The sequence below is a fragment of the Aeromonas sp. RU39B genome, assembly GCF_900156095.1.
GTDB lineage: Bacteria > Pseudomonadota > Gammaproteobacteria > Enterobacterales > Aeromonadaceae > Aeromonas.
This window is the reverse complement of sequence record NZ_FTMJ01000011.1, coordinates 1-17,957: the sequence shown is the minus strand read 5'-3', so window position 1 is coordinate 17,957 and position 17,957 is coordinate 1. Positions and strand designations below refer to the sequence as shown.

Here is a 17,957-nt window from a genome sequence, read left to right as displayed (position 1 = left end):
CGGGCCGCCATGATTGGCCTGATTTATCCCCTTTTGGCCGCTGCCAGCATTCACAGGATTGCAACAACACCCAACAATGGCGCTGTTACCTCAGAGAAAGGAGAGCCGGGATGCTCACCATCTACAGCGATGATCACCACCTGCACCATGGACGGTGCGAACTGATCGACGGCCAGTTAATGCCCTGTTTTGAAAAACCGGAGCGGGCCGATTTTATCCGCGAACGTCTACTGACTCGCGAGCTCGGGCCGATCCTGCCAGCGCGCGATGGGGGGCTGGCACCGATTGCCCGGGTGCACGATCAGGGGATGCTGGATTTCTTGCAAGGCGCGTGGGAGCGCTGGGCTGCGCTCGGTCAAGCGGGCGATCTGTTGCCCTACACCTGGCCGACCCGCACCTTGCGCCAGCAGAAACCGGACAGCGTGCACGGCCAGTTTGGCTATTACAGCTTCGATGCCGGTGTGCCGATTACTGCCGGCACCTGGCAGGCGGCCTACAGCTCGGCGCAAGTGGCGCTGACCGCCCAGCAGCATATCGTCGCCGGGGCCTCCTGCGCCTTTGCCCTCTGCCGTCCGCCCGGCCACCATGCCGCGGCGGATCTGATGGGAGGCTATTGCTACCTCAACAACGCCGCCATCGCAGCCCAGGCCTTTATCGATCAGGGCTATCACAAGGTGGCCATCCTCGATGTGGACTACCACCACGGCAACGGCACCCAGTCGATCTTCTATGAGCGCAGCGACGTGCTATTTGTCTCCATCCATGGTGATCCGGCCGTCGAATTTCCCTTCTTTCTCGGCTATGCCGACGAAACCGGCAGCGCAGCCGGTGCAGGCTACAACCTCAACCTGCCACTACCGGCCGGCAGCGACTGGCCGGTGTGGAGTGCCGCGCTCGAACAGGGTTGCCAAGCCATCAGCGACTATCAGCCAGATGTGCTGATCGTTTCACTCGGCGTCGACACCTTTGAACAAGACCCGATTTCCCGCTTCAAGCTGACCAGCCCGGACTATCTCAAGATGGGCAAGCGGATTCAGGCGCTGAGTCTTCCGACCCTGTTTGTGATGGAGGGGGGCTATGCGGTGGAGGCGATCGGCATCAATGCCGTGAATGTACTGGAAGGATTTGAACAGCGCTGATTGGCGACCTTTTTTGCAACATGGAGATTACTGTCATGAAGACACTCACCCGCCTGTTTGCCAGCAGCCTGCTGGCCGGAACACTGCTCTCTCCTGCCGTGCAGGCCAAGACCGCAGAGCTGCATGTCTATAACTGGTCTGACTATATCACCGACCAGGCACTGACCGATTTTAAGGCCGAGACCAAGATCAAGCTGACCTATGACGTGTTCGATACCAACGAGGCGCTCGAGGCCAAACTGCTGGCTGGCCACTCCGGCTACGATGTGGTGGTGCCATCCAATATGTTCCTGGCCAAACAGGTGCAGGCGGGAGTATTTCTCACGCTCGACCGCAGCAAGTTGCCCAACTGGCAACACCTCGATCCCAAGCTGATGCAGCTGCTGCAAGAGAACGATCCGGGCAATGAGCATGCCGTGCCTTATATGTATGGCACCGTCATCATGGGTTATAACGTCGACCAGGTGAAACTGGCGCTCGGCGACAAGGCGCCGGTCGATAGCTGGGATCTGATCTTCAAGAAGGAGTACGCCAGCAAGTTGGCCAAGTGCGGCATCACTCTGCTCGACTCGCCGGCCGAGATCATCCCGATTGCCCTCAACTATCTGGGACTGCCGCCCAACAGCACCAATCCGGCCGATTATGAGAAGGCAAAAGAGCTGCTGCTATCAGTGCGCCCCTATATCCGCTACTTCCACTCATCCAAATACATGAATGACATCGCCAACGGCAACATCTGCGTGGCAGTCGGCTACTCCGGCAGCTTCTATCAGTTTGGCAATATCGCCAAAGATGCCGGCAACGGCGTGAAGGTGGCGATGCGCCAACCCAAGGAAGGTGCCCCGATCTGGTTTGATATGCTGGCCATCCCCAAGGATGCACCCAATGTCGACGAGGCCTACCTGTTCATCAACTTCTTGCTGCAACCCAAGGTGATCGCGCCGATCAGCGACAAGACCGGTTATCCCAACCCTAACAAGGATGGCATTGGACTGGTGAAAGCCGAGATCCGCGACAATCCGGATCTGGTGCCCACCGCAGCAGGAATGGCGCACCTGTTCCCGCTCAAGCCGCTACCGGCCAAAGCAGAGCGGGCCCGCACCCGCATCTGGACCACCATCAAGTCGGGCGTCTGAACCGGCCAAAAACAGAAGGGGCCACCAGGGCCCCTTCGTCTTATGGCGTGATGCCATGATCAGTTCAGCTTCTTCACCGAATGGCGGATGATCAGCTCCGGCTGCACCGTAACCGATTCAACCGACTGCTCCTTGTTACGGATGCGGCCGACCAACTGCTGCACAGCCATCTGGCCGAGCTCCGCCTTCGGGTGGCGGATGGTGGTGAGCGGCGGACTGGCAAAGCGAGCCATCTCCACATCGTCATAACCGATGATCGAGATATCGTCCGGCACCTTGACCCCGGCTTCCCAAGCGGCGCAGATGGCGCCAATGGCCATCGGGTCGTCAAAGGCAAACACGGCGCTCGGGCGCGGAGTCAGCGCCAGAATCTGCTTCATCTGGTCAAACCCACTCTGGCTTTCGAAGTCACCTTCAAAAATCCGCTGCTCCGGCAAGGTCAATCCACGCTCAGAGAGCGCATCACGGACACCGTCGATCCGCTGCTGGGTGGTCTGCTTGTCGAGCTGGCCGGTAATGCAGGCGATATCGGTGTGACCCTGATCGAGCAGATAGCGGGCGGCCATGCGGGCACCAGCGCGCGCGTTATCATTGATAACGTTGGCAAAATCGCATTCGGTACCCCAATCGAGCATCACCAGCGGCACACTCTGGTGGCTGCGCAACATATCCCGCAGTGTGCTGTCGATATCGGTCCCCAGCACCAGCAGGCCATCGACCCGCTTCTCCATCAGCATCTTCAAGTAGTGACGCTGACGCTGCGGCTGGTTCTCGGTGTTGCACAGGATCAGGCTATAGCCCTGCTCGAAGCAGTACGCCTCAACCCCGCGCACCACTTCGGCAAAGAAGGGGTTGGCACTGGTGGTCACCAGCATGCCGATGGTCTTGGTCGAATTAACCTTGAGGCTACGCGCTACCGAATTGGGCGCGTAATTGAGCTCTGCCACCGCCTCAACCACCTTCTGGGTTGCCTCTTCGCTGACCCGACGAGTGTGATTGAGTACATGCGAAACGGTGGAGATGGAGACGCCGGCACGTGCCGCGACATCCTTGATGGTGGCCATCTTTTTCTCCTGACTGTCAAAGGCGAAACTTTAGCAGATTTCCTGCTGGAAGGCTTGAAGTGCGCGGAAATCGTCGTTGTTTTTTGCAAACCGCCAATCTAGACCGGCGTTAGGTTTTGCGCAAACAGATTTTAGGCAAAATGGGATAAAAATCAGACTGATATTTCGCCTTTTTTTATATCGCTACGACAGCCCCAGGCAACACAAGCGTTCATGATAATTTAAAAACTGGAATATAAAACCAACCCAAGAAATCAAAAAAGCACAAATAACCATTTTAGAGGTGAGACAGACTGTCCTTTCAGCATCTTAAACCACTTGTTCCTCTCCCTAAAGGGATGATAAAAAACAGGTATGTCCGACACCTGTCACATCGTCGGACCAGGAAATAATCCACTGATTAAGGGACGAATCGATGAATAAATGGAGTAAATCTGTTGTTCGCGCCGCTGTTTCTTTGGCTTTGTTTGGCGCCTCTTCTATGGCCATGGCTGAAGATACCATCAAGATCGGCATCGCCGGTCCGCTGACTGGCCCGGTTGCACAATATGGTGACATGGAATTTACCGGCGGCATGATTGCCGTTGAGCAGATCAACGCGGCTGGCGGTATCAAGGGCAAGAAGCTGGAAGCCATCAAGTATGACGACGCTTGCGATCCGAAGCAGGCCGTGGCTGTAGCCAACAAGGTCGTCAACGATGGCGTTAAGTACGTCATCGGTCACCTCTGCTCCGACAGCACCCTGCCGACCTCTGACATCTATGAAGATGAAGGCGTGCTGATGATCACTCCGGCAGCGACTGCGCCGAAGATCACCGAGCGCGGCTACAAGCTGGTTCTGCGTACCACCGGTCTGGACAGCGACCAGGGCCCGACTGCCGCCAACTACATCACTTCCGTTGTGAAGCCGAAGAACATCGCAGTCATCCACGACAAGAAGCAATATGGTGAAGGTATCGCCACCGTGGTCAACGAGACCCTGAAGAAGAACGGTGCGCATGTGGTGGCCTTTGAAGGTATCACCGCCGGTGACAAGGACTTCTCCGCCCTCATCGCCAAACTGAAGAAAGAGAACGTAGACTTCGTTTACTACGGCGGCTACCACCCGGAACTCGGTCTGATCATGCGTCAGGCAGCCGAGAAGGGCTTCAAGGCTCAGTTCATGGGTCCGGAAGGCGTGGGTAACAAGGACATCTCTGCCATCGCCGGTAAAGCCTCTGAAGGCATGCTGGTCACCATGCTGAAGAAGTACGACCAGGATCCGGCCAACGCCAAGATCGTGGAAGCACTGAAGGCCAAGAAGCAGGACTCTTCCGGTCCGTTTGTATGGACGACCTATGCAGCCATTCAGGCGCTGAGTGCCGGTATCGAGAACGCAGGTGATGAGCCGGAAGCGATCGCCGACTATCTGCGCAGTCACAAAGTGGATACCGTTATGGGTCCGCTCGAGTGGTCCAGTACGGGTGATCTGAAGAACTTCAGCTTCGGCATCTACAAGTGGCATGCCGACGGCTCCTCTTCTTCACTGCAGTAATTGATCTGAAATGAATGAAAAGCGGGAGTGTGAAAGCAGTCCTGCTTTTTTAATTTATTCGAGTGCTGTCAATTCCGCGCTGATCCGTGTCTCGCGGATCACTCAGGAACTATAAAATATATGTCTGAACAGTTTTTTTACTTTATTCAGCAGCTACTTAACGGCCTGACCATAGGCAGTACGTATGCGCTGATCGCAATTGGCTACACCATGGTTTACGGCATCATCGGCATGATCAACTTCGCCCACGGCGAGGTGTACATGATCGGTTCCTACATCGGCTTCATGGTTATCTCTGCCCTGATGCTGATGGGCATCGATGCTCCCGTGGTGCTTATTAGCGCCGCATTTGTCATCTCCATCCTGATTACCAGTTGTTATGGCTGGAGCATCGAACGGGTTGCCTATCGTCCGCTGCGTGGCAGCAACCGTCTGATCCCGCTCATCTCCGCCATCGGTATGTCGATATTCCTGCAAAACCTGGTTCGTTTTGCCCAAGGTTCCCGTGATATCGCCATGCCCTCTCTGGTTCAGGGTGGTATCAGCTTCGGTAGCGCCACCCTCTCCTACATGCAGATCATCATCTTCGTGGTGACCTTCATCTCCATGTTCGGGTTGACCAAGTTCATCGCTTACTCCCGTATGGGCCGCGCCTGCCGTGCCTGTGCCGAAGATATCAAGATGGCCAACCTGCTCGGTATCGACACCAACACCGTCATCGCCCTGACCTTCGTCATCGGTGCCGCACTGGCGGCGGTGGCCGGCATCCTGCTGGGCCTCTACTACGGCATGATTAACCCATCGGTCGGCTTTATGGCGGGTCTGAAGGCCTTTACGGCTGCAGTTCTCGGCGGTATCGGCTCGATTCCGGGCGCCATGATCGGCGGCCTGATCCTCGGTGTGACCGAGGCCATGACCTCCGCCTATCTCAGCTCCGAATACAAGGACGTAGTCGCCTTTGGCCTGCTGATTGTCATCCTGCTGGTGATGCCCACCGGGATCCTCGGTCGTCCGGAGGTGGAAAAAGTATGAAGAATTTCAAACAGGCCATCGTGGCCGCGCTGGTTACCGTGGTGCTCGGTTTCTGGCTGTTTTGCTACCAGTTGCAGATGGAGGGCGTTGGCCTGACCGTTGCCAGCCGCCTGCAGGAAAACGGCCCCATGCTGGCGCTCGGTGCCATCGTGGTATTCCTGTTCCAGCTGTTTCGCACCCCGATTGCAGCAGGTGTAGGCAGTGTGCGCAGTGCGCTGCCGAGCTTCTCGCTGCCTACCGCCCAATCTAACCCTGGCCTGCATCGCCTGGGTCAGCTGGTGCTGCTGGTCGCCGTGGTGGCATTTGCCTTTATGGCCTCGCGTAACGTGCTCGACCTGGCCACGCTGGTCATGATTTATGTCATGCTGGGGCTGGGGCTTAACATTCAGGTAGGTCTGGCCGGTCTGCTCGACCTGGGTTATGTCGGCTTCTATGCCATCGGCGCCTACACCTACGCTCTGCTCAATCAGGCCTTTGGTCTGGGCTTCTGGCAGTGCCTGCCGATCGCTGGCGGAATTGCGGCGCTGGCCGGCTTCCTGCTCGGCTTCCCGGTACTGCGTCTGCGTGGTGACTATCTGGCCATCGTGACGCTGGGTTTTGGTGAAATCATCCGGATCCTGCTCAACAACCTGACCACCGTCACCGGCGGCCCCAACGGGATTTCCGGCATTCCCAAGCCGACTCTGTTTGGTCTGGAGTTTTCCCGCCGTCCAGAAGCCGATGGCGGCCAAACCTTCCACCAGTTTTTTGGCATCAGCTATGACGCCAACTACAAGGTGATCTTCCTCTATCTGATGGCGGTGCTGCTGGTGGTGTTCACCCTGCTGGTGATCAAGCGCCTGCTCAACATGCCGCTTGGCCGCGCTTGGGAAGCCTTGCGTGAAGACGAGATTGCCTGCCGCTCTCTGGGCCTCAATCCAACCATCATCAAGCTGTCAGCTTTTGCCATCGGCGCCGCCTTTGCCGGGTTTGCCGGTAGCTTCTTTGCGGCACGTCAGGGCTTTATCAGCCCGGAGTCATTCACCTTTATCGAGTCGGCCATCATTCTGGCTATCGTGGTACTGGGTGGTATGGGCTCGCTGGCCGGTGTGGTGCTCGCCGCCATCATCATGACCGTGTTGCCAGAACTGCGTGCCTTTAATGAATACCGTATGTTGATGTTTGGCCTGCTGATGGTCCTTATGATGCTCTGGCGTCCGCAGGGCCTGATCCCGATGACCCGTCAGCATGTGGAGTTGCCGAAATGAGTCAAAAGTTGTTAGAAGTCTCCGATCTCTCCATGCGTTTCGGCGGCCTGCTGGCCGTCAACGGGGTAGCACTCGAACTCAAAGAGAAACAGATCGTCTCGATCATCGGTCCCAACGGCGCCGGCAAGACGACCGTGTTTAACTGCCTGACCGGTTTTTATCGCCCCACCAGCGGCACCATTCGCTTCAAAGGCGAAGAGATTCAGGGCCTGCCGGGTCATGAGATTGCCCGTAAAGGTGTGGTTCGTACCTTCCAGCACGTGCGTCTGTTCAAGGAGATGACCGTACTGGAGAACCTGCTGGTCGCCCAGCATCAGCACCTCAATCAGGGTTTCATCTCGGGTCTGCTGAAGACGCCCGCGTTTCGCGCCGCCGAACGCGATGCGCTGGAGCGGGCCAAATTCTGGCTCGACACCATCGGTCTTACCGCGCTGGCCAACCGCTCTGCCGGTAACCTGGCCTATGGCCAACAGCGTCGCCTCGAGATCGTGCGTTGTATGTGCACCCGTCCGACCATCCTGATGCTCGACGAACCGGCAGCCGGTCTCAACCCGAAAGAGACCGAGGAGCTGGATCAGCTGATCGCCAAGTTGCGTGACGAATTTGATGTCTCGGTTCTGCTTATCGAGCACGACATGAAGCTGGTGATGGGCATCTCCGACCACATCTACGTGGTCAATCAGGGGACTCCGCTGGCCGATGGCACGCCGCAACAGGTGCGTGACAATCCCGCGGTCATCAAGGCCTATCTGGGCGAATCATAAGGAAGGCACGATGTTAGAACTTCGCAACGTATCGACCCACTACGGCAAAATTCAGGCGCTGCACGATGTGAGCGTCAAGGTTGACCAGGGCGAGATCGTCACCCTGATCGGCGCCAACGGCGCCGGCAAGACCACCCTGCTGATGACCCTGTGCGGTGACCCGGTTGCCTCCAGCGGTAGCGTCTGGTTTGAAGGTGAGAACATTACCGGTCTGGGCGCCTCGCGCATTATGCGTAAAGACATCGCCATCGTGCCGGAAGGCCGCCGCATCTTCGCCCGTCTGACCGTCGAAGAGAACCTGCTGATGGGTGCCTTCTTCGTCGACAAGAGCGAGCACGACGCCCTGCTGCAAAAGGTGTTCACCTTGTTCCCGCGCCTGCACGAACGTATCAACCAGCGCGCCGGCACCATGTCCGGTGGTGAGCAGCAGATGCTGGCCATCGGCCGTGCCCTGATGAGCAAGCCGCGCCTGCTGCTGCTCGATGAACCGTCGCTCGGTCTGGCCCCGATCATCATCCAGCAGATCTTCGACACCATCGAACAGCTGCGTAAGGAAGGCATGACCATCTTCTTAGTCGAGCAGAACGCCAACCAGGCGCTGAAGCTGGCCGACCGCGGCTATGTGCTGGAAAACGGCCGAGTGGTGCTGGAAGATACCGGTGAGGCACTGTTGGCCAACCCGGCGGTTCGCCAGGCCTACCTCGGCGGTTAAGCCTTCTAATCCAACTGCTTATACAGGGAGAGCTGCGGCTCTCCCTGCTTTTTGTAGGGTTAGCAGGCACGGATCCATGGGTTACACTGGCAAGTGTATCGACACGAACAGGAACCTCGTATGGATCAGTTTGCCCACATCACCCCGCAAGATGCCTTCGACAAACTCAGTCAGGGCCAAGCCCGTCTGGTCGATATTCGCGACCCGCAATCCTTCGCGACCGGGCATGCGCCGGGCGCCTTCCACCTGACCAATGCCAGTCTGGTGCAATTTATGAATCAGACTGACTTCGACACGCCGGTACTGGTGATGTGCTATCACGGCGTCAGTAGCCAAGGCGCAGCACAATATCTGGTTCAGCAAGGCTATGAAGAGGTTTACAGTGTAGATGGTGGCTTCGAGTCGTGGCGCCACCATTTCCCGGTGGAGGTGGCTTGAACATGATCCAACTGCTGGTGCTCGACAACGCCCGCATGGCCCAGGCGCTGGTCGATTATCTGGCCAGCCTGGGTATCAACTGCGAGTTGACCCAGTCTGAACTTGGAGTGACCGTCTGGCTGGTCGATGAAAAGCGCTTGCCACAGGCACAACTGGAAGTGAAACGCTTCCTGGCCGAGCCGCAGCACCCGCGTTATATGGAAGCCTCGTGGAAGCATGGCAGCGCTAATGCCCGTATCGATTACAGCCGTGGCATCGCCGACCCCATCACCGATTTCCTGCATCATGCCGGCCCGCTGACCCTGCTGATCCTGATTGCCTGCGTCGCGACATTTGCCCTCGACGAGATCGGTCTGCCTTTTTACGACCTGCTCGCCTTCCATGCCGATCTGACCCAGTTCCTCGACTGGCAGGTGTGGCGCTTCTTTACCCCGAGCCTGATCCACTTCTCCATCATGCACCTGGTGTTCAACCTGCTGTGGTGGTGGTATCTGGGCGGTCAGATTGAGATGCGGATCGGCAGCGGCAAGTTGCTGATACTGGCTCTTGCTGCAGGGGCCATCTCCAACACGGCCGAATTCATGCTTAGTGGTCCGGCGTTTGGTGGACTTTCCGGTGTGGTCTATGCCCTGCTGGGTTATTGCTGGTTACGCGGACGCTCGCAGCCAGAGTGCGGTATTGCCCTGCCGCCGGCACTGATGGGATTTATGCTGCTGTGGCTGGCGCTTGGCTTTACCGGGCTGCTGGGTCCGGTCGGCAATATGGCTCATCTGGCCGGCCTGCTGGTCGGGCTGCTACAAGCCTGGCTGGATCGACGCGGTCACCACGCCTGATCCTGAAAACGACAACGGCACCGCAAAGGTGCCGTTGCCTTTCATATCAACTGAGTTAGCGCGTCAGATAATCGAGGGCCAGCGCAGCAAACAGCACCATCCCCACCTGATTGTTTGCCAGGAAGGCCTGGAAACAGGGCTCACGCTCACGCAGGTAGATCATTCGCTGCTGCTGGATAAACAGCAGACCGGCCACCAGCAAGCCACCGTAATAGGCAATACCCAGCCCGGCCAGCAGACCAACAGCCAGCAACAGCAGCAGCGTCGCAATCTGCAGCAGGCCAATGATGTGACGATCCCAGACTCCAAACCAGATAGCACTCGACTTGAGCCCGAGCTTAAGGTCATCGTCCCGGTCCACCATGGCATACTCAGTGTCGTAGGCGATGGTCCAGGTCAGATTGGCCAGAAACAGCAGCCAAGCCACCGGCGGCAGCGCCTCAGCCTGCGCAGCATAGGCCATGGGGATCGACCACGAGAAGGCCAGCCCCAGCACAAACTGTGGAATTGGAATAAATCGCTTCATGAAGGGGTAGCAGACTGCCAGCACAATACCGGCAAACGACATGCTGATGGTAAGCGGGTTAAGCGTCAGCACCAGCATAAAGGCAACCAGCGCCAACCCAAAAAACAGTACCAGCGCTTCACGGCTGGTCACCCGCCCGGTTGCCAATGGTCGTCCAGCAGTCCGTTTTACGTGACCGTCAAAATCCCGATCGGCATAGTCATTGATGACGCACCCTGCCGAGCGCATCAAAAAGACGCCAGACACGAACACCAGCAACACCCACAAATTGGGGCGGCCGTCACCAGCCAGCCACAGCGCCCACAACGTCGGCCAGAGCAACAGCAACGAACCAATCGGTCTGTCGATACGCGCCAGTTGGCTATAAGCGACCCAGCGCTCCTTGGTCATCAGATTCACATAGACTCCTTGTCATCCACCAGACCGGGCAGAAACAGTTCGTGTACCAACAGGGGAATGCCTTGCCACTCCAGCAACGAGCGACGTCCCCACACAATTGCCGCACGGCACCAGCGGCTCTGTTCCACGGCAAATGTAGCAACTTGTAGCTCCCGGCGCTGCGCTGCACCGCTAGTAAAGACTAACTCACCTAACGGGGTCTGCCCCTGTCCCGCCAGGGCCGCACAGCGCATGCCACGCTGTGGCACCAGTGTCCAGCCATAGACGCACGCAGTGCCAGCCAGCGATAACACCACCTCGCGGCAGCGGGCTTGCGGTTCACCCAGCCAGCGGGCCTCATCTTCTGCCAGCATCACGTCATGATAGCCCAGCAGTTCCAGCGCAAATCCCTCACCGTGGTCACGCAGACGCTGCGTCAGCGATCCCGACTCAAGCAACCAGGGTGCCAGCACAGCCGGTAACGTTCGACCAGATGGCTCACACCAGGACTGCAACGGGCTGCGGGAAAGATACAACTCGGATTTCACCACACCCCCAACCATTATTTTGCGCTTTTGGTTAACAACTGGATCATTATCCGTAAAACAATGGAAAAATGTAAGAACATCAGCCCTTGACGCCCTCGGGGACCCGCACAAGAATGTGTGCAAACAGTCCGATGGAATTTGACCATGCCACTTGCCAGACTCTTGCTCATTACCCTGCTTACCCTGTTCAGCGCCGTTGCACTCGCCAACGAGGGCGGTGAAGGGGGTGAGGGAGGAGAAGGCGCCGAAGCCGCCAAACCAGCCGGGCCCGTCATCTCTTACTACGCTCTTGAGCCTGATATCATTACCAACTATCTGAGTGACAGCAAGACTCTTGGCTACGTTCGGCTCACTGTTGACCTGATGGCCGCCAGTGAAGAGGACAAAAACCTGCTGAAACTGCACGACCCGCTGATCCGCGATGTCATCATCCGCATTCTGGGTAGCAAGAATTCCGCTCAGATAAAATCGCTGGCCTCCCGTGAAGAGCTACGTAAAGAGTGCGAAACACGGGTCAATGATCTGTTGGAAAAAGAAGCCGGCAAGCGCGCAGTCAAAGAGCTGCTTTTTACCAAATTCCTCTATCAGTAACAGGCGCGGCCGGCCACGCCGGCTGCCCACGGAGTTCCCGCTGTATGGGCAACAAAACCTTGTGTGAGTGGCGCCGTCACGATATCCCGGAGCATTTGGGCGTCTTGCGCAAGATCATCCGCAAACCCAAGTTCATCTGCGGTAAGTGCGCACGCAGCGCCAACGATGCTGACTATCTCTGCCAGCCACTCAAACTCAAGAAGGAGTGATGCAGCGCGTTATTGCGCTCCTACAGCCGGAGGGCTGGCTAACACCCGCGGACGGCCGTCCTGACACATGGCAGCGACCTTGGCTTTGTCCCGTCCCGGCAGCTCCGGACTGCAATAGCGGGCAATACCCTGCTGATAGCCCTTGTTCCACGCCTGAACATCCACCTTGCCCGGACACTGCTCCAGATACTTATCGAGCTGCAGCTCGCTGACCCCGAGTCGCCCGTCGGCATCACCGACACTCTCCCAAGCCAGCTGACAGGGATCTTTTTGTTCGCCACAGCCTGCCAACAGTAATACCAACCCGAACCACACCACTCTCTTCATCTTGGCTCTACCCCTTGCAACAAGATGCCTATCATCGCAGGTGACACGCCACATAACAAACAGGCGGGCCAGAGGCCCGCCTGTACATTCAGGGGAATCAACGTTCATCAGGAAGATCGTCGTCCTGCCAACTGTCATCCTCTTCCCAGTTGTCGAGCTCTTCATCGAGCGATTCAGATTCCCACTCATCATCGAGATCATAATCGGACTTGTATCCACCCATGGCCATCATCTCCCTTACAGTTTGGGTGCGATCAAAGTCTAAAACGATTTTGTGCAGATGCCAGTAACCAGATGCACAAGCCCTAATCCCTCGTCAGGGCAGCCATCCCCAGCGACAGTGTGCGAGCTAGCGCCCCTTGATTACGCAGCACCACGGCGCGGGCCTGCTCACCCATTCGTGCGCGCTGGCTGTCATCACTAAGCAGCGCACTCACGGTACGGCCCAACGCCTCAGCACTCTCCACCACGCTGGCACCACCGTTTTCCAGTAACTGGCGCGTGATATCACTGAAATTAAAGTAGGCCGGACCGGTCAGACAAGGCTTACCCAGCGCAGCCGGCTCCAACAGGTTGTGACCACCAATACCCACCAGGCTGCCACCAACGAAGGCCACGTCTGCCGCTGCCAGCATGACAGGTAGCTCCCCCATGGTATCGCCAAGATAGACAGGACCGCCGCCATCAGGCAGCTCATTGCGGGAGCGGCGTACACAGGGTAAACCCTGCGCATGGCATAGCTCGGCTACCTGATCGAAGCGCTGCGGATGGCGCGGCACCAGAATCAGCAATGCGTCAGGATGAACGGCCAGCACCGCCCGATGAGCGGCGAGCACCTGCTCGTCCTCGCCTTGATGGGTACTCGCAGCAACCCAGACCGGGCGCTGGCTCAATCCCTCACGCAGACGAGCACCGGCCTGCCGCACGTCATCACCAAACTGCATGTCGAACTTGATTGAGCCAGTGACCGCCAGCCGCTCACGCTCGATACCAAGACGAGCGAAGCGATCGGCGTCATCTTGGTGCTGGCAGTAAAGGTGGGTCAATGGGCGGCTGAGCACATCAAAAGCGCCACGAAAACGCGCATAGCGTCGGCAAGAGCGCTCCGACAGACGGGCATTGATAATGGTGACCGGTAAATGGCGGCGGGCGCAGGCGGCTAACCAGTTCGGCCACAGCTCGGTCTCCATCACCCACAAGGCGCGCGGCTGAACAGCCCGCAGAAAAGCGGCTACAGCCCAGGGATAATCCAGTGGCGCGTAGCGATGTTCGACCAAATCGCCCAAGCGCGCCGCCTGATCGGCGCCAGTGCGGGTGGTGGTGGTCAGAACGATGGGCAGATCCGGATATTGCGCCTTGAGCGCCCGAATAAGCGGGGTAATGGCCAGCGTCTCTCCGACACTGACCGCGTGGATCCACAGTGGTGCCGTTTGCCCGGTGCTGCTCACCCGCCCCAGATGCTCGGCCCAGCGAGCACCAAACCCCGGCTTGCCTTTGCGCGGCTTGTAGAGCATCAGTAGCACCAGCGGCAACGCCAGATGCACCAGCAGGTTATAGACCCCGCGCCACATCATGCATCGGCTCCGGATTCGTCCTGCGGCTGGTCCAGCTTGCGCCCTGCGGCAATCACCTGCTCGGGTTGCAGCTCGAGCAGACACTTCAGGTGGCCATATTTACAGGTGCGCTTAAAGCAGGGCCGGCAGGCAATATCGGTATGCACAATCTCCACCCTATCCGCCAGCGGTGGGGTGTAGAGCGGCGAGGTCGAGCCATAGACCCCGATTAACGGGCGATTGAGCGCCGCAGCGATGTGCATCAAGCCGGAATCGTTGGAAATGACCCGGCTACCGAGAGCCATCAGGTCGATCGCCTCATGCAGGTTGGTCTTGCCAGCCAGCACATGGCAGTTACCTTTGGTTAGCGGGTTGATCCGCTCACGGATGGTGTTGGCAACCGGCACATCCTTGGCCGAACCAAAGATCCAGACCTGCCAACCCTCATCCAGATGTTGTTGCGCCACCACGGCGTAGTGCCCTTCCGGCCAGCGTTTGGCCGGGCCAAACTCGGCCCCCGGGCACAGCACCAGCACCGGCCGTGCCGTATCCAGCCCATGCTTGGACAATGCGGCCTGCTGGTTGATCAGATCAACCGACAACGCCGGATGCGGGATCTCGGGAATGTCCGCCCGACTCTTCATCTGCGCCTTGGGGTAAGCCAGCGCCACATAGCGCTCGACCATCAGCGGAAATGCACTTTTGTTACTGCGCATGTCGTTGAGCAGACCATAGCGGTGCTCACCCTTCCAGCCGGTACGCTGCGGAATCCGGGCAAAGAAAGGGATGAACGCCGACTTCATCGAGTTGGGCTGAATGATCGCCTGGTCATAACCGGCACTGCGGAACTGCTTGCCCAACCGACGGCGCTCAAACAGCTTGAAATCGCCATGCCCAAGCGGCATCGGCAGCGCCTGATCAACCTCGGGCATACGCTCGAGCAGCGGGCGGCACCAGGCAGGTGCCATGACATGCAATTCACATCCGGGATGATTGGCCTTCAGGGCCTTGTAGAGGCTTTGGGACATCACCATATCGCCGACCCAGGACGGGCCGATCACCAGTATCTTCATCTGCCGACTCTTGGACTCTCACTTTGCTGGGGCGTGATTATGCCCCAATCCCGGCGATCAGGCGTAACAGAAGTTCCACCCATTCGCTCACAGATTGCACTTTGCTTTCGATCTAGACTGGTAGCTCTTCCCCCGAGCGAGGAATCCGATGAAGCCCCACAGTCTGGATCGTCTGTTGCGCCCTGCTTCTATCGCGGTGGTGGGCGCATCCCTGAACCCGGAAAAAGCCGGCTACGTCATCATGCGCCACCTGCTGGAGGGGCAATTTCGTGGCCCCATACTTCCGATCACCCCTAAGCATGCCGCCGTCTGCGGGGTCATGAGCTATCCCTCGGTGCAGGCGCTACCACTGGTGCCAGATCTGGCCATCATCTGCACGGCCGCCCACCGGGTCATTCCATTGCTTGATGAACTGGGTCGCCGCGGCGTGGGCGCAGCTATTTTGCTAGCAACCGGGTTTGATGCCGAGCAACGTGACGCTCTGCAAGCGATTCGCCAACGTGATGGAATTCGTCTGCTTGGTCCAAACAGTATGGGGCTGTTGATGCCGCACCTTGGCATCAATGCCAGCTTCTCACCGATTGCAGCTCGCCCCGGTCAGGTGGCGTTTCTCTCTCAATCAGCAGCCGTCAGCACCACCATTCTGGACTGGGCCAAACTGCACGATGTCGGCTTCTCCACCTTCGTATCGCTCGGGGAGGATTGCGACATCTCGACCGGAGAGTTACTCGACTATCTCTCGCGCGATGGCACGACCCGCGCCATCTTGCTTTACATGGATCGGGTGCGCGATGCTCGCCATTTCATGTCAGCAGCCCGGGCAGCAGCACGCAACAAACCGATTCTGGTCCTCAAAAGCGGCCGACACGCCCACAGCGGCACCCCTGACAACATCTATGATGCGGCCATCCGCCGTGCCGGTATGCTGCGGGTGCGTGACACCCATGAGCTGTTTGCCGCAGTAGAAACCTTGAGTCATGGTCCACGCCTGATGGGAGAGCGACTGGCGATCATCGCCAATGGCCGCGGGCTGGCCAATATGGCACTCGATACCTTGCAAGAGCGTGGCGGCAAGCCGGCCTGTGCACCACGCGATATTGGTAGCGATGCCAATATCGCCGATTACCTGGCCGCACTGGAGGCAATTTTTACAGAGGATCAAGCCAACGCCATCCTGATTATTCACGCTCCTTCGCTAACCTCGGGTAGCGAGGCGCTGGCCAAAGCACTGATAGAGGCAATTAACCAGCACCCACGCGCTCGCCGCTTCAATATCCTGACCAACTGGGCCGGGGAATACACGGCGCAGGAAGGAAGAAAGTTGTTCAATGAGGCGGGCATTCCGACCTACCGCACGCCAGAGAGCGCAGTGGTCGCGTTTATGCACATGGTGGAATATGGGCGTAACCAGCGCCAGTTGATGGAAACGCCGGCCACTCTGGAAGGGGCACTCGATCAGGAAGCCTGCGCCCGGTTGTTGCAGCAGGCTCGTGAACGCCAACAACACCGGCTGGATACTCACCTTGCTCGCCCCCTGCTCGCCGCAGCCGGTTTGACCACACTCGATACCTGGATCGTGGGCGATGCAATTGAAGCAACGCTCACTGCGGATCAACTTGGGTATCCGGTAGCACTGAAACTGCGCTCGCCCGATATCGCCCATAAATCTGATGTGCATGGGGTAGTGCTAAATCTGCGCACCTCCACTGAGGTGGCGCAAGCAGCCGATGCCATTCTGGACCGGGTTCATCGCACCCAACCGGGCGCACGTATCGATGGGTTGTTGGTACAAAAGATGGCTCCCAAGACCGGCGGTATGGAGCTGCGCATCCGTATTCAGCGTGACCCCCTGTTCGGGCCGGTTATCCTGCTGGGCGAGTCTGGCAGCCATCCGCATCAGATGGTCGCCTCGTTGCCACCACTCAACCAGACCCTGGCTCGCTACCAGATCCTTGGCGCGCTCAGTAGCGGCTGTATCCGCGATCGGGGCGGTCCTGCGCCGCTCAATATCGCGGCGCTGGCCCAGGTGCTCTATCAGCTCTCGGAACTGCTGATTACCTTTCCGGTGATCAGCGAGCTGGATCTGCATCCACTGCTAGCCATTGATAATGAGATGACGGTGCTAGATGCCGCAGTGACGCTGGATTTCTCCACCAGTGCGCCACATCTGGCTATCAGCGCCTACCCCACCGAATTGGAAGAGGGCAGCTGGATGCGCAATGGCAGCCATCTGCTGCTGCGCCCAATCCGCCCGGAGGATGAACCGGCTCATAAGCAGTTTGTGTCATTGGTATCAGACGAAGATCGTTATCGCCGTTTCTTTGCCGATGTGGGTGAACTTGGCCATGAGGAGCTGGCCCGCATGACCCAGATCGATTACGAACGCGAGATGGCATTTGTCGCAGTGGGGCAGGAAGAACCCTATCAAGATCAGATCCTTGCTGTTGTCCGTGCCATTTCGACACCGGATCGACACGACGCCGAGTTCGCCGTACTGGTTCGTTCCGACCTCAAGGGGCAAGGATTGGGCAGAGTGATGATGGAGAAGATGATCCGCTATGCCAGGGATCAGGGGATTGGGCAGCTGTCCGGCATTACCATGCCCAGTAATCGAGGAATGATCACACTGGCTCGTAAGGTCGGTTTCCAGGTCGATGTCTCGCTTGAAGACAACCTGGTAACCATGCTGCTGCCGTTAAAAAATTAAAGGGAACCGGTAAATACAAAAAGCCCATCTCATACGAGATGGGCTTTTTAGTTCAATTGGGTGCCTGGCAGTGTCCTACTCTCACATGGCATCTGCCACACTACCATCGGCGCTACGGCGTTTCACTTCTGTGTTCGGCAAGGATA

At 58.0% G+C, this 17,957-nt stretch carries 19 protein-coding genes; 12 read left to right on the top strand and 7 right to left on the bottom strand.

The features are described from left to right. Window positions 1-110 precede the first annotated feature (110 nt). The gene (locus BW958_RS14495; protein ID WP_076576478.1) at window positions 111-1,139 is read left to right on the top strand and encodes a histone deacetylase family protein; all 1,029 of its coding nucleotides are present in this window, start codon (window positions 111-113) and stop codon (window positions 1,137-1,139) included. A 35-nt stretch (window positions 1,140-1,174) separates the two neighbouring features. After that, complete coding sequence (locus BW958_RS14490) at window positions 1,175-2,275, top strand: polyamine ABC transporter substrate-binding protein (RefSeq protein ID WP_076576477.1); 1,101 nt, start codon at window positions 1,175-1,177, stop codon at window positions 2,273-2,275. A 59-nt stretch (window positions 2,276-2,334) separates the two neighbouring features. On the opposite strand, the gene BW958_RS14485 is transcribed toward BW958_RS14490, so the two are convergent. Further along, on the bottom strand, window positions 2,335-3,339 hold the full coding sequence (locus tag BW958_RS14485) for a substrate-binding domain-containing protein (RefSeq protein ID WP_076576476.1): 1,005 nt from the start codon (window positions 3,337-3,339) through the stop codon (window positions 2,335-2,337). 415 nt (window positions 3,340-3,754) lie between these two features. Between BW958_RS14485 and BW958_RS14480 the strand changes: the two genes are divergently transcribed. From BW958_RS14480 to glpG, 7 genes are all read left to right on the top strand, one after another. Then, on the top strand, window positions 3,755-4,873 hold the full coding sequence (locus tag BW958_RS14480; RefSeq protein ID WP_076576475.1) for a branched-chain amino acid ABC transporter substrate-binding protein: 1,119 nt from the start codon (window positions 3,755-3,757) through the stop codon (window positions 4,871-4,873). A gap of 120 nt (window positions 4,874-4,993) precedes the next feature. Continuing rightward, the gene (gene livH, locus BW958_RS14475; protein ID WP_076576474.1) at window positions 4,994-5,905 is read left to right on the top strand and encodes a high-affinity branched-chain amino acid ABC transporter permease LivH; all 912 of its coding nucleotides are present in this window, start codon (window positions 4,994-4,996) and stop codon (window positions 5,903-5,905) included. After that, entirely contained in the window at window positions 5,902-7,152 is a 1,251-nt protein-coding gene (locus tag BW958_RS14470) for a high-affinity branched-chain amino acid ABC transporter permease LivM (protein WP_076576473.1), read from the top strand. The genes livH and BW958_RS14470 overlap by 4 nt, the downstream gene beginning before the upstream one ends. Next, window positions 7,149-7,916: a high-affinity branched-chain amino acid ABC transporter ATP-binding protein LivG gene (gene livG / locus BW958_RS14465; protein ID WP_076576472.1), complete on the top strand. Its 768-nt coding sequence runs from the start codon at window positions 7,149-7,151 to the stop codon at window positions 7,914-7,916. The genes BW958_RS14470 and livG overlap by 4 nt, the downstream gene beginning before the upstream one ends. 10 nt (window positions 7,917-7,926) lie before the next feature. After that, complete coding sequence (locus BW958_RS14460; RefSeq protein WP_076576471.1) at window positions 7,927-8,628, top strand: ABC transporter ATP-binding protein; 702 nt, start codon at window positions 7,927-7,929, stop codon at window positions 8,626-8,628. A 120-nt stretch (window positions 8,629-8,748) separates the two neighbouring features. Beyond that, entirely contained in the window at window positions 8,749-9,066 is a 318-nt protein-coding gene (gene glpE, locus BW958_RS14455) for a thiosulfate sulfurtransferase GlpE (protein ID WP_076576470.1), read from the top strand. A gap of 2 nt (window positions 9,067-9,068) precedes the next feature. Next, the gene (gene glpG, locus BW958_RS14450) at window positions 9,069-9,899 is read left to right on the top strand and encodes a rhomboid family intramembrane serine protease GlpG (protein ID WP_076576469.1); all 831 of its coding nucleotides are present in this window, start codon (window positions 9,069-9,071) and stop codon (window positions 9,897-9,899) included. Between the two features lie 55 nt (window positions 9,900-9,954). Here the strand turns inward: glpG and ubiA are convergent, their stop codons facing one another. Then, window positions 9,955-10,824, bottom strand: coding sequence for a 4-hydroxybenzoate octaprenyltransferase (gene ubiA, locus BW958_RS14445; protein WP_143233100.1), 870 nt, complete (start codon window positions 10,822-10,824; stop codon window positions 9,955-9,957). Next, entirely contained in the window at window positions 10,821-11,351 is a 531-nt protein-coding gene (locus BW958_RS14440) for a chorismate--pyruvate lyase family protein (protein ID WP_076576602.1), read from the bottom strand. Before BW958_RS14440 ends, ubiA begins: the two co-directional genes overlap by 4 nt. A 144-nt stretch (window positions 11,352-11,495) precedes the next feature. Between BW958_RS14440 and BW958_RS14435 the strand changes: the two genes are divergently transcribed. Both BW958_RS14435 and BW958_RS20370 read left to right on the top strand, forming a co-directional pair. Further along, window positions 11,496-11,942 carry a flagellar basal body-associated FliL family protein gene (locus BW958_RS14435; protein WP_076576468.1) on the top strand — a complete coding sequence of 149 codons (447 nt, stop codon included), beginning with the start codon at window positions 11,496-11,498 and terminating at the stop codon, window positions 11,940-11,942. A 44-nt stretch (window positions 11,943-11,986) separates the two neighbouring features. Continuing rightward, the gene (locus BW958_RS20370) at window positions 11,987-12,151 is read left to right on the top strand and encodes a hypothetical protein (RefSeq protein ID WP_143233099.1); all 165 of its coding nucleotides are present in this window, start codon (window positions 11,987-11,989) and stop codon (window positions 12,149-12,151) included. A gap of 9 nt (window positions 12,152-12,160) precedes the next feature. Here the strand turns inward: BW958_RS20370 and BW958_RS20530 are convergent, their stop codons facing one another. The 4 genes from BW958_RS20530 to waaF all read right to left on the bottom strand — a co-directional run bounded on the left by BW958_RS20530 (window position 12,161) and on the right by waaF (window position 15,104). Continuing rightward, on the bottom strand, window positions 12,161-12,478 hold the full coding sequence (locus BW958_RS20530) for a DUF2799 domain-containing protein (protein WP_076576467.1): 318 nt from the start codon (window positions 12,476-12,478) through the stop codon (window positions 12,161-12,163). 97 nt (window positions 12,479-12,575) lie between these two features. Continuing rightward, entirely contained in the window at window positions 12,576-12,701 is a 126-nt protein-coding gene (locus BW958_RS20680; protein WP_256702031.1) for a hypothetical protein, read from the bottom strand. An 82-nt stretch (window positions 12,702-12,783) separates the two neighbouring features. Next, the gene (gene waaA / locus BW958_RS14425; RefSeq protein WP_076576466.1) at window positions 12,784-14,052 is read right to left on the bottom strand and encodes a lipid IV(A) 3-deoxy-D-manno-octulosonic acid transferase; all 1,269 of its coding nucleotides are present in this window, start codon (window positions 14,050-14,052) and stop codon (window positions 12,784-12,786) included. Further along, window positions 14,049-15,104 carry a lipopolysaccharide heptosyltransferase II gene (gene waaF / locus BW958_RS14420; protein ID WP_076576465.1) on the bottom strand — a complete coding sequence of 352 codons (1,056 nt, stop codon included), beginning with the start codon at window positions 15,102-15,104 and terminating at the stop codon, window positions 14,049-14,051. Before waaF ends, waaA begins: the two co-directional genes overlap by 4 nt. A 148-nt stretch (window positions 15,105-15,252) precedes the next feature. On the opposite strand from waaF, the gene BW958_RS14415 reads away from it, so the two are divergent. Then, entirely contained in the window at window positions 15,253-17,811 is a 2,559-nt protein-coding gene (locus BW958_RS14415; RefSeq protein ID WP_076576464.1) for a bifunctional acetate--CoA ligase family protein/GNAT family N-acetyltransferase, read from the top strand. Window positions 17,812-17,957 lie beyond the last annotated feature (146 nt).

Excerpts from the sequence above, each read along its gene's own strand:
- BW958_RS14435 (WP_076576468.1), top strand. The coding sequence starts at position 11,496 with ATGCCACTTGCCAGACTCTTGCTCATTACCCTGCTTACCCTGTTCAGC.
- BW958_RS20370 (WP_143233099.1), top strand. The coding sequence starts at position 11,987 with ATGGGCAACAAAACCTTGTGTGAGTGGCGCCGTCACGATATCCCGGAG.
- livG (WP_076576472.1), top strand. The coding sequence starts at position 7,149 with ATGAGTCAAAAGTTGTTAGAAGTCTCCGATCTCTCCATGCGTTTCGGC.
- glpG (WP_076576469.1), top strand. The coding sequence starts at position 9,069 with ATGATCCAACTGCTGGTGCTCGACAACGCCCGCATGGCCCAGGCGCTG.
- BW958_RS14460 (WP_076576471.1), top strand. The coding sequence starts at position 7,927 with ATGTTAGAACTTCGCAACGTATCGACCCACTACGGCAAAATTCAGGCG.
- BW958_RS14480 (WP_076576475.1), top strand. The coding sequence starts at position 3,755 with ATGAATAAATGGAGTAAATCTGTTGTTCGCGCCGCTGTTTCTTTGGCT.
- waaF (WP_076576465.1), bottom strand. The coding sequence starts at position 15,104 with ATGAAGATACTGGTGATCGGCCCGTCCTGGGTCGGCGATATGGTGATG.
- glpE (WP_076576470.1), top strand. The coding sequence starts at position 8,749 with ATGGATCAGTTTGCCCACATCACCCCGCAAGATGCCTTCGACAAACTC.
- BW958_RS20530 (WP_076576467.1), bottom strand. The coding sequence starts at position 12,478 with ATGAAGAGAGTGGTGTGGTTCGGGTTGGTATTACTGTTGGCAGGCTGT.
- livH (WP_076576474.1), top strand. The coding sequence starts at position 4,994 with ATGTCTGAACAGTTTTTTTACTTTATTCAGCAGCTACTTAACGGCCTG.
- BW958_RS14490 (WP_076576477.1), top strand. The coding sequence starts at position 1,175 with ATGAAGACACTCACCCGCCTGTTTGCCAGCAGCCTGCTGGCCGGAACA.
- BW958_RS14470 (WP_076576473.1), top strand. The coding sequence starts at position 5,902 with ATGAAGAATTTCAAACAGGCCATCGTGGCCGCGCTGGTTACCGTGGTG.
- waaA (WP_076576466.1), bottom strand. The coding sequence starts at position 14,052 with ATGATGTGGCGCGGGGTCTATAACCTGCTGGTGCATCTGGCGTTGCCG.
- BW958_RS20680 (WP_256702031.1), bottom strand. The coding sequence starts at position 12,701 with ATGGGTGGATACAAGTCCGATTATGATCTCGATGATGAGTGGGAATCT.
- BW958_RS14495 (WP_076576478.1), top strand. The coding sequence starts at position 111 with ATGCTCACCATCTACAGCGATGATCACCACCTGCACCATGGACGGTGC.
- BW958_RS14485 (WP_076576476.1), bottom strand. The coding sequence starts at position 3,339 with ATGGCCACCATCAAGGATGTCGCGGCACGTGCCGGCGTCTCCATCTCC.
- BW958_RS14415 (WP_076576464.1), top strand. The coding sequence starts at position 15,253 with ATGAAGCCCCACAGTCTGGATCGTCTGTTGCGCCCTGCTTCTATCGCG.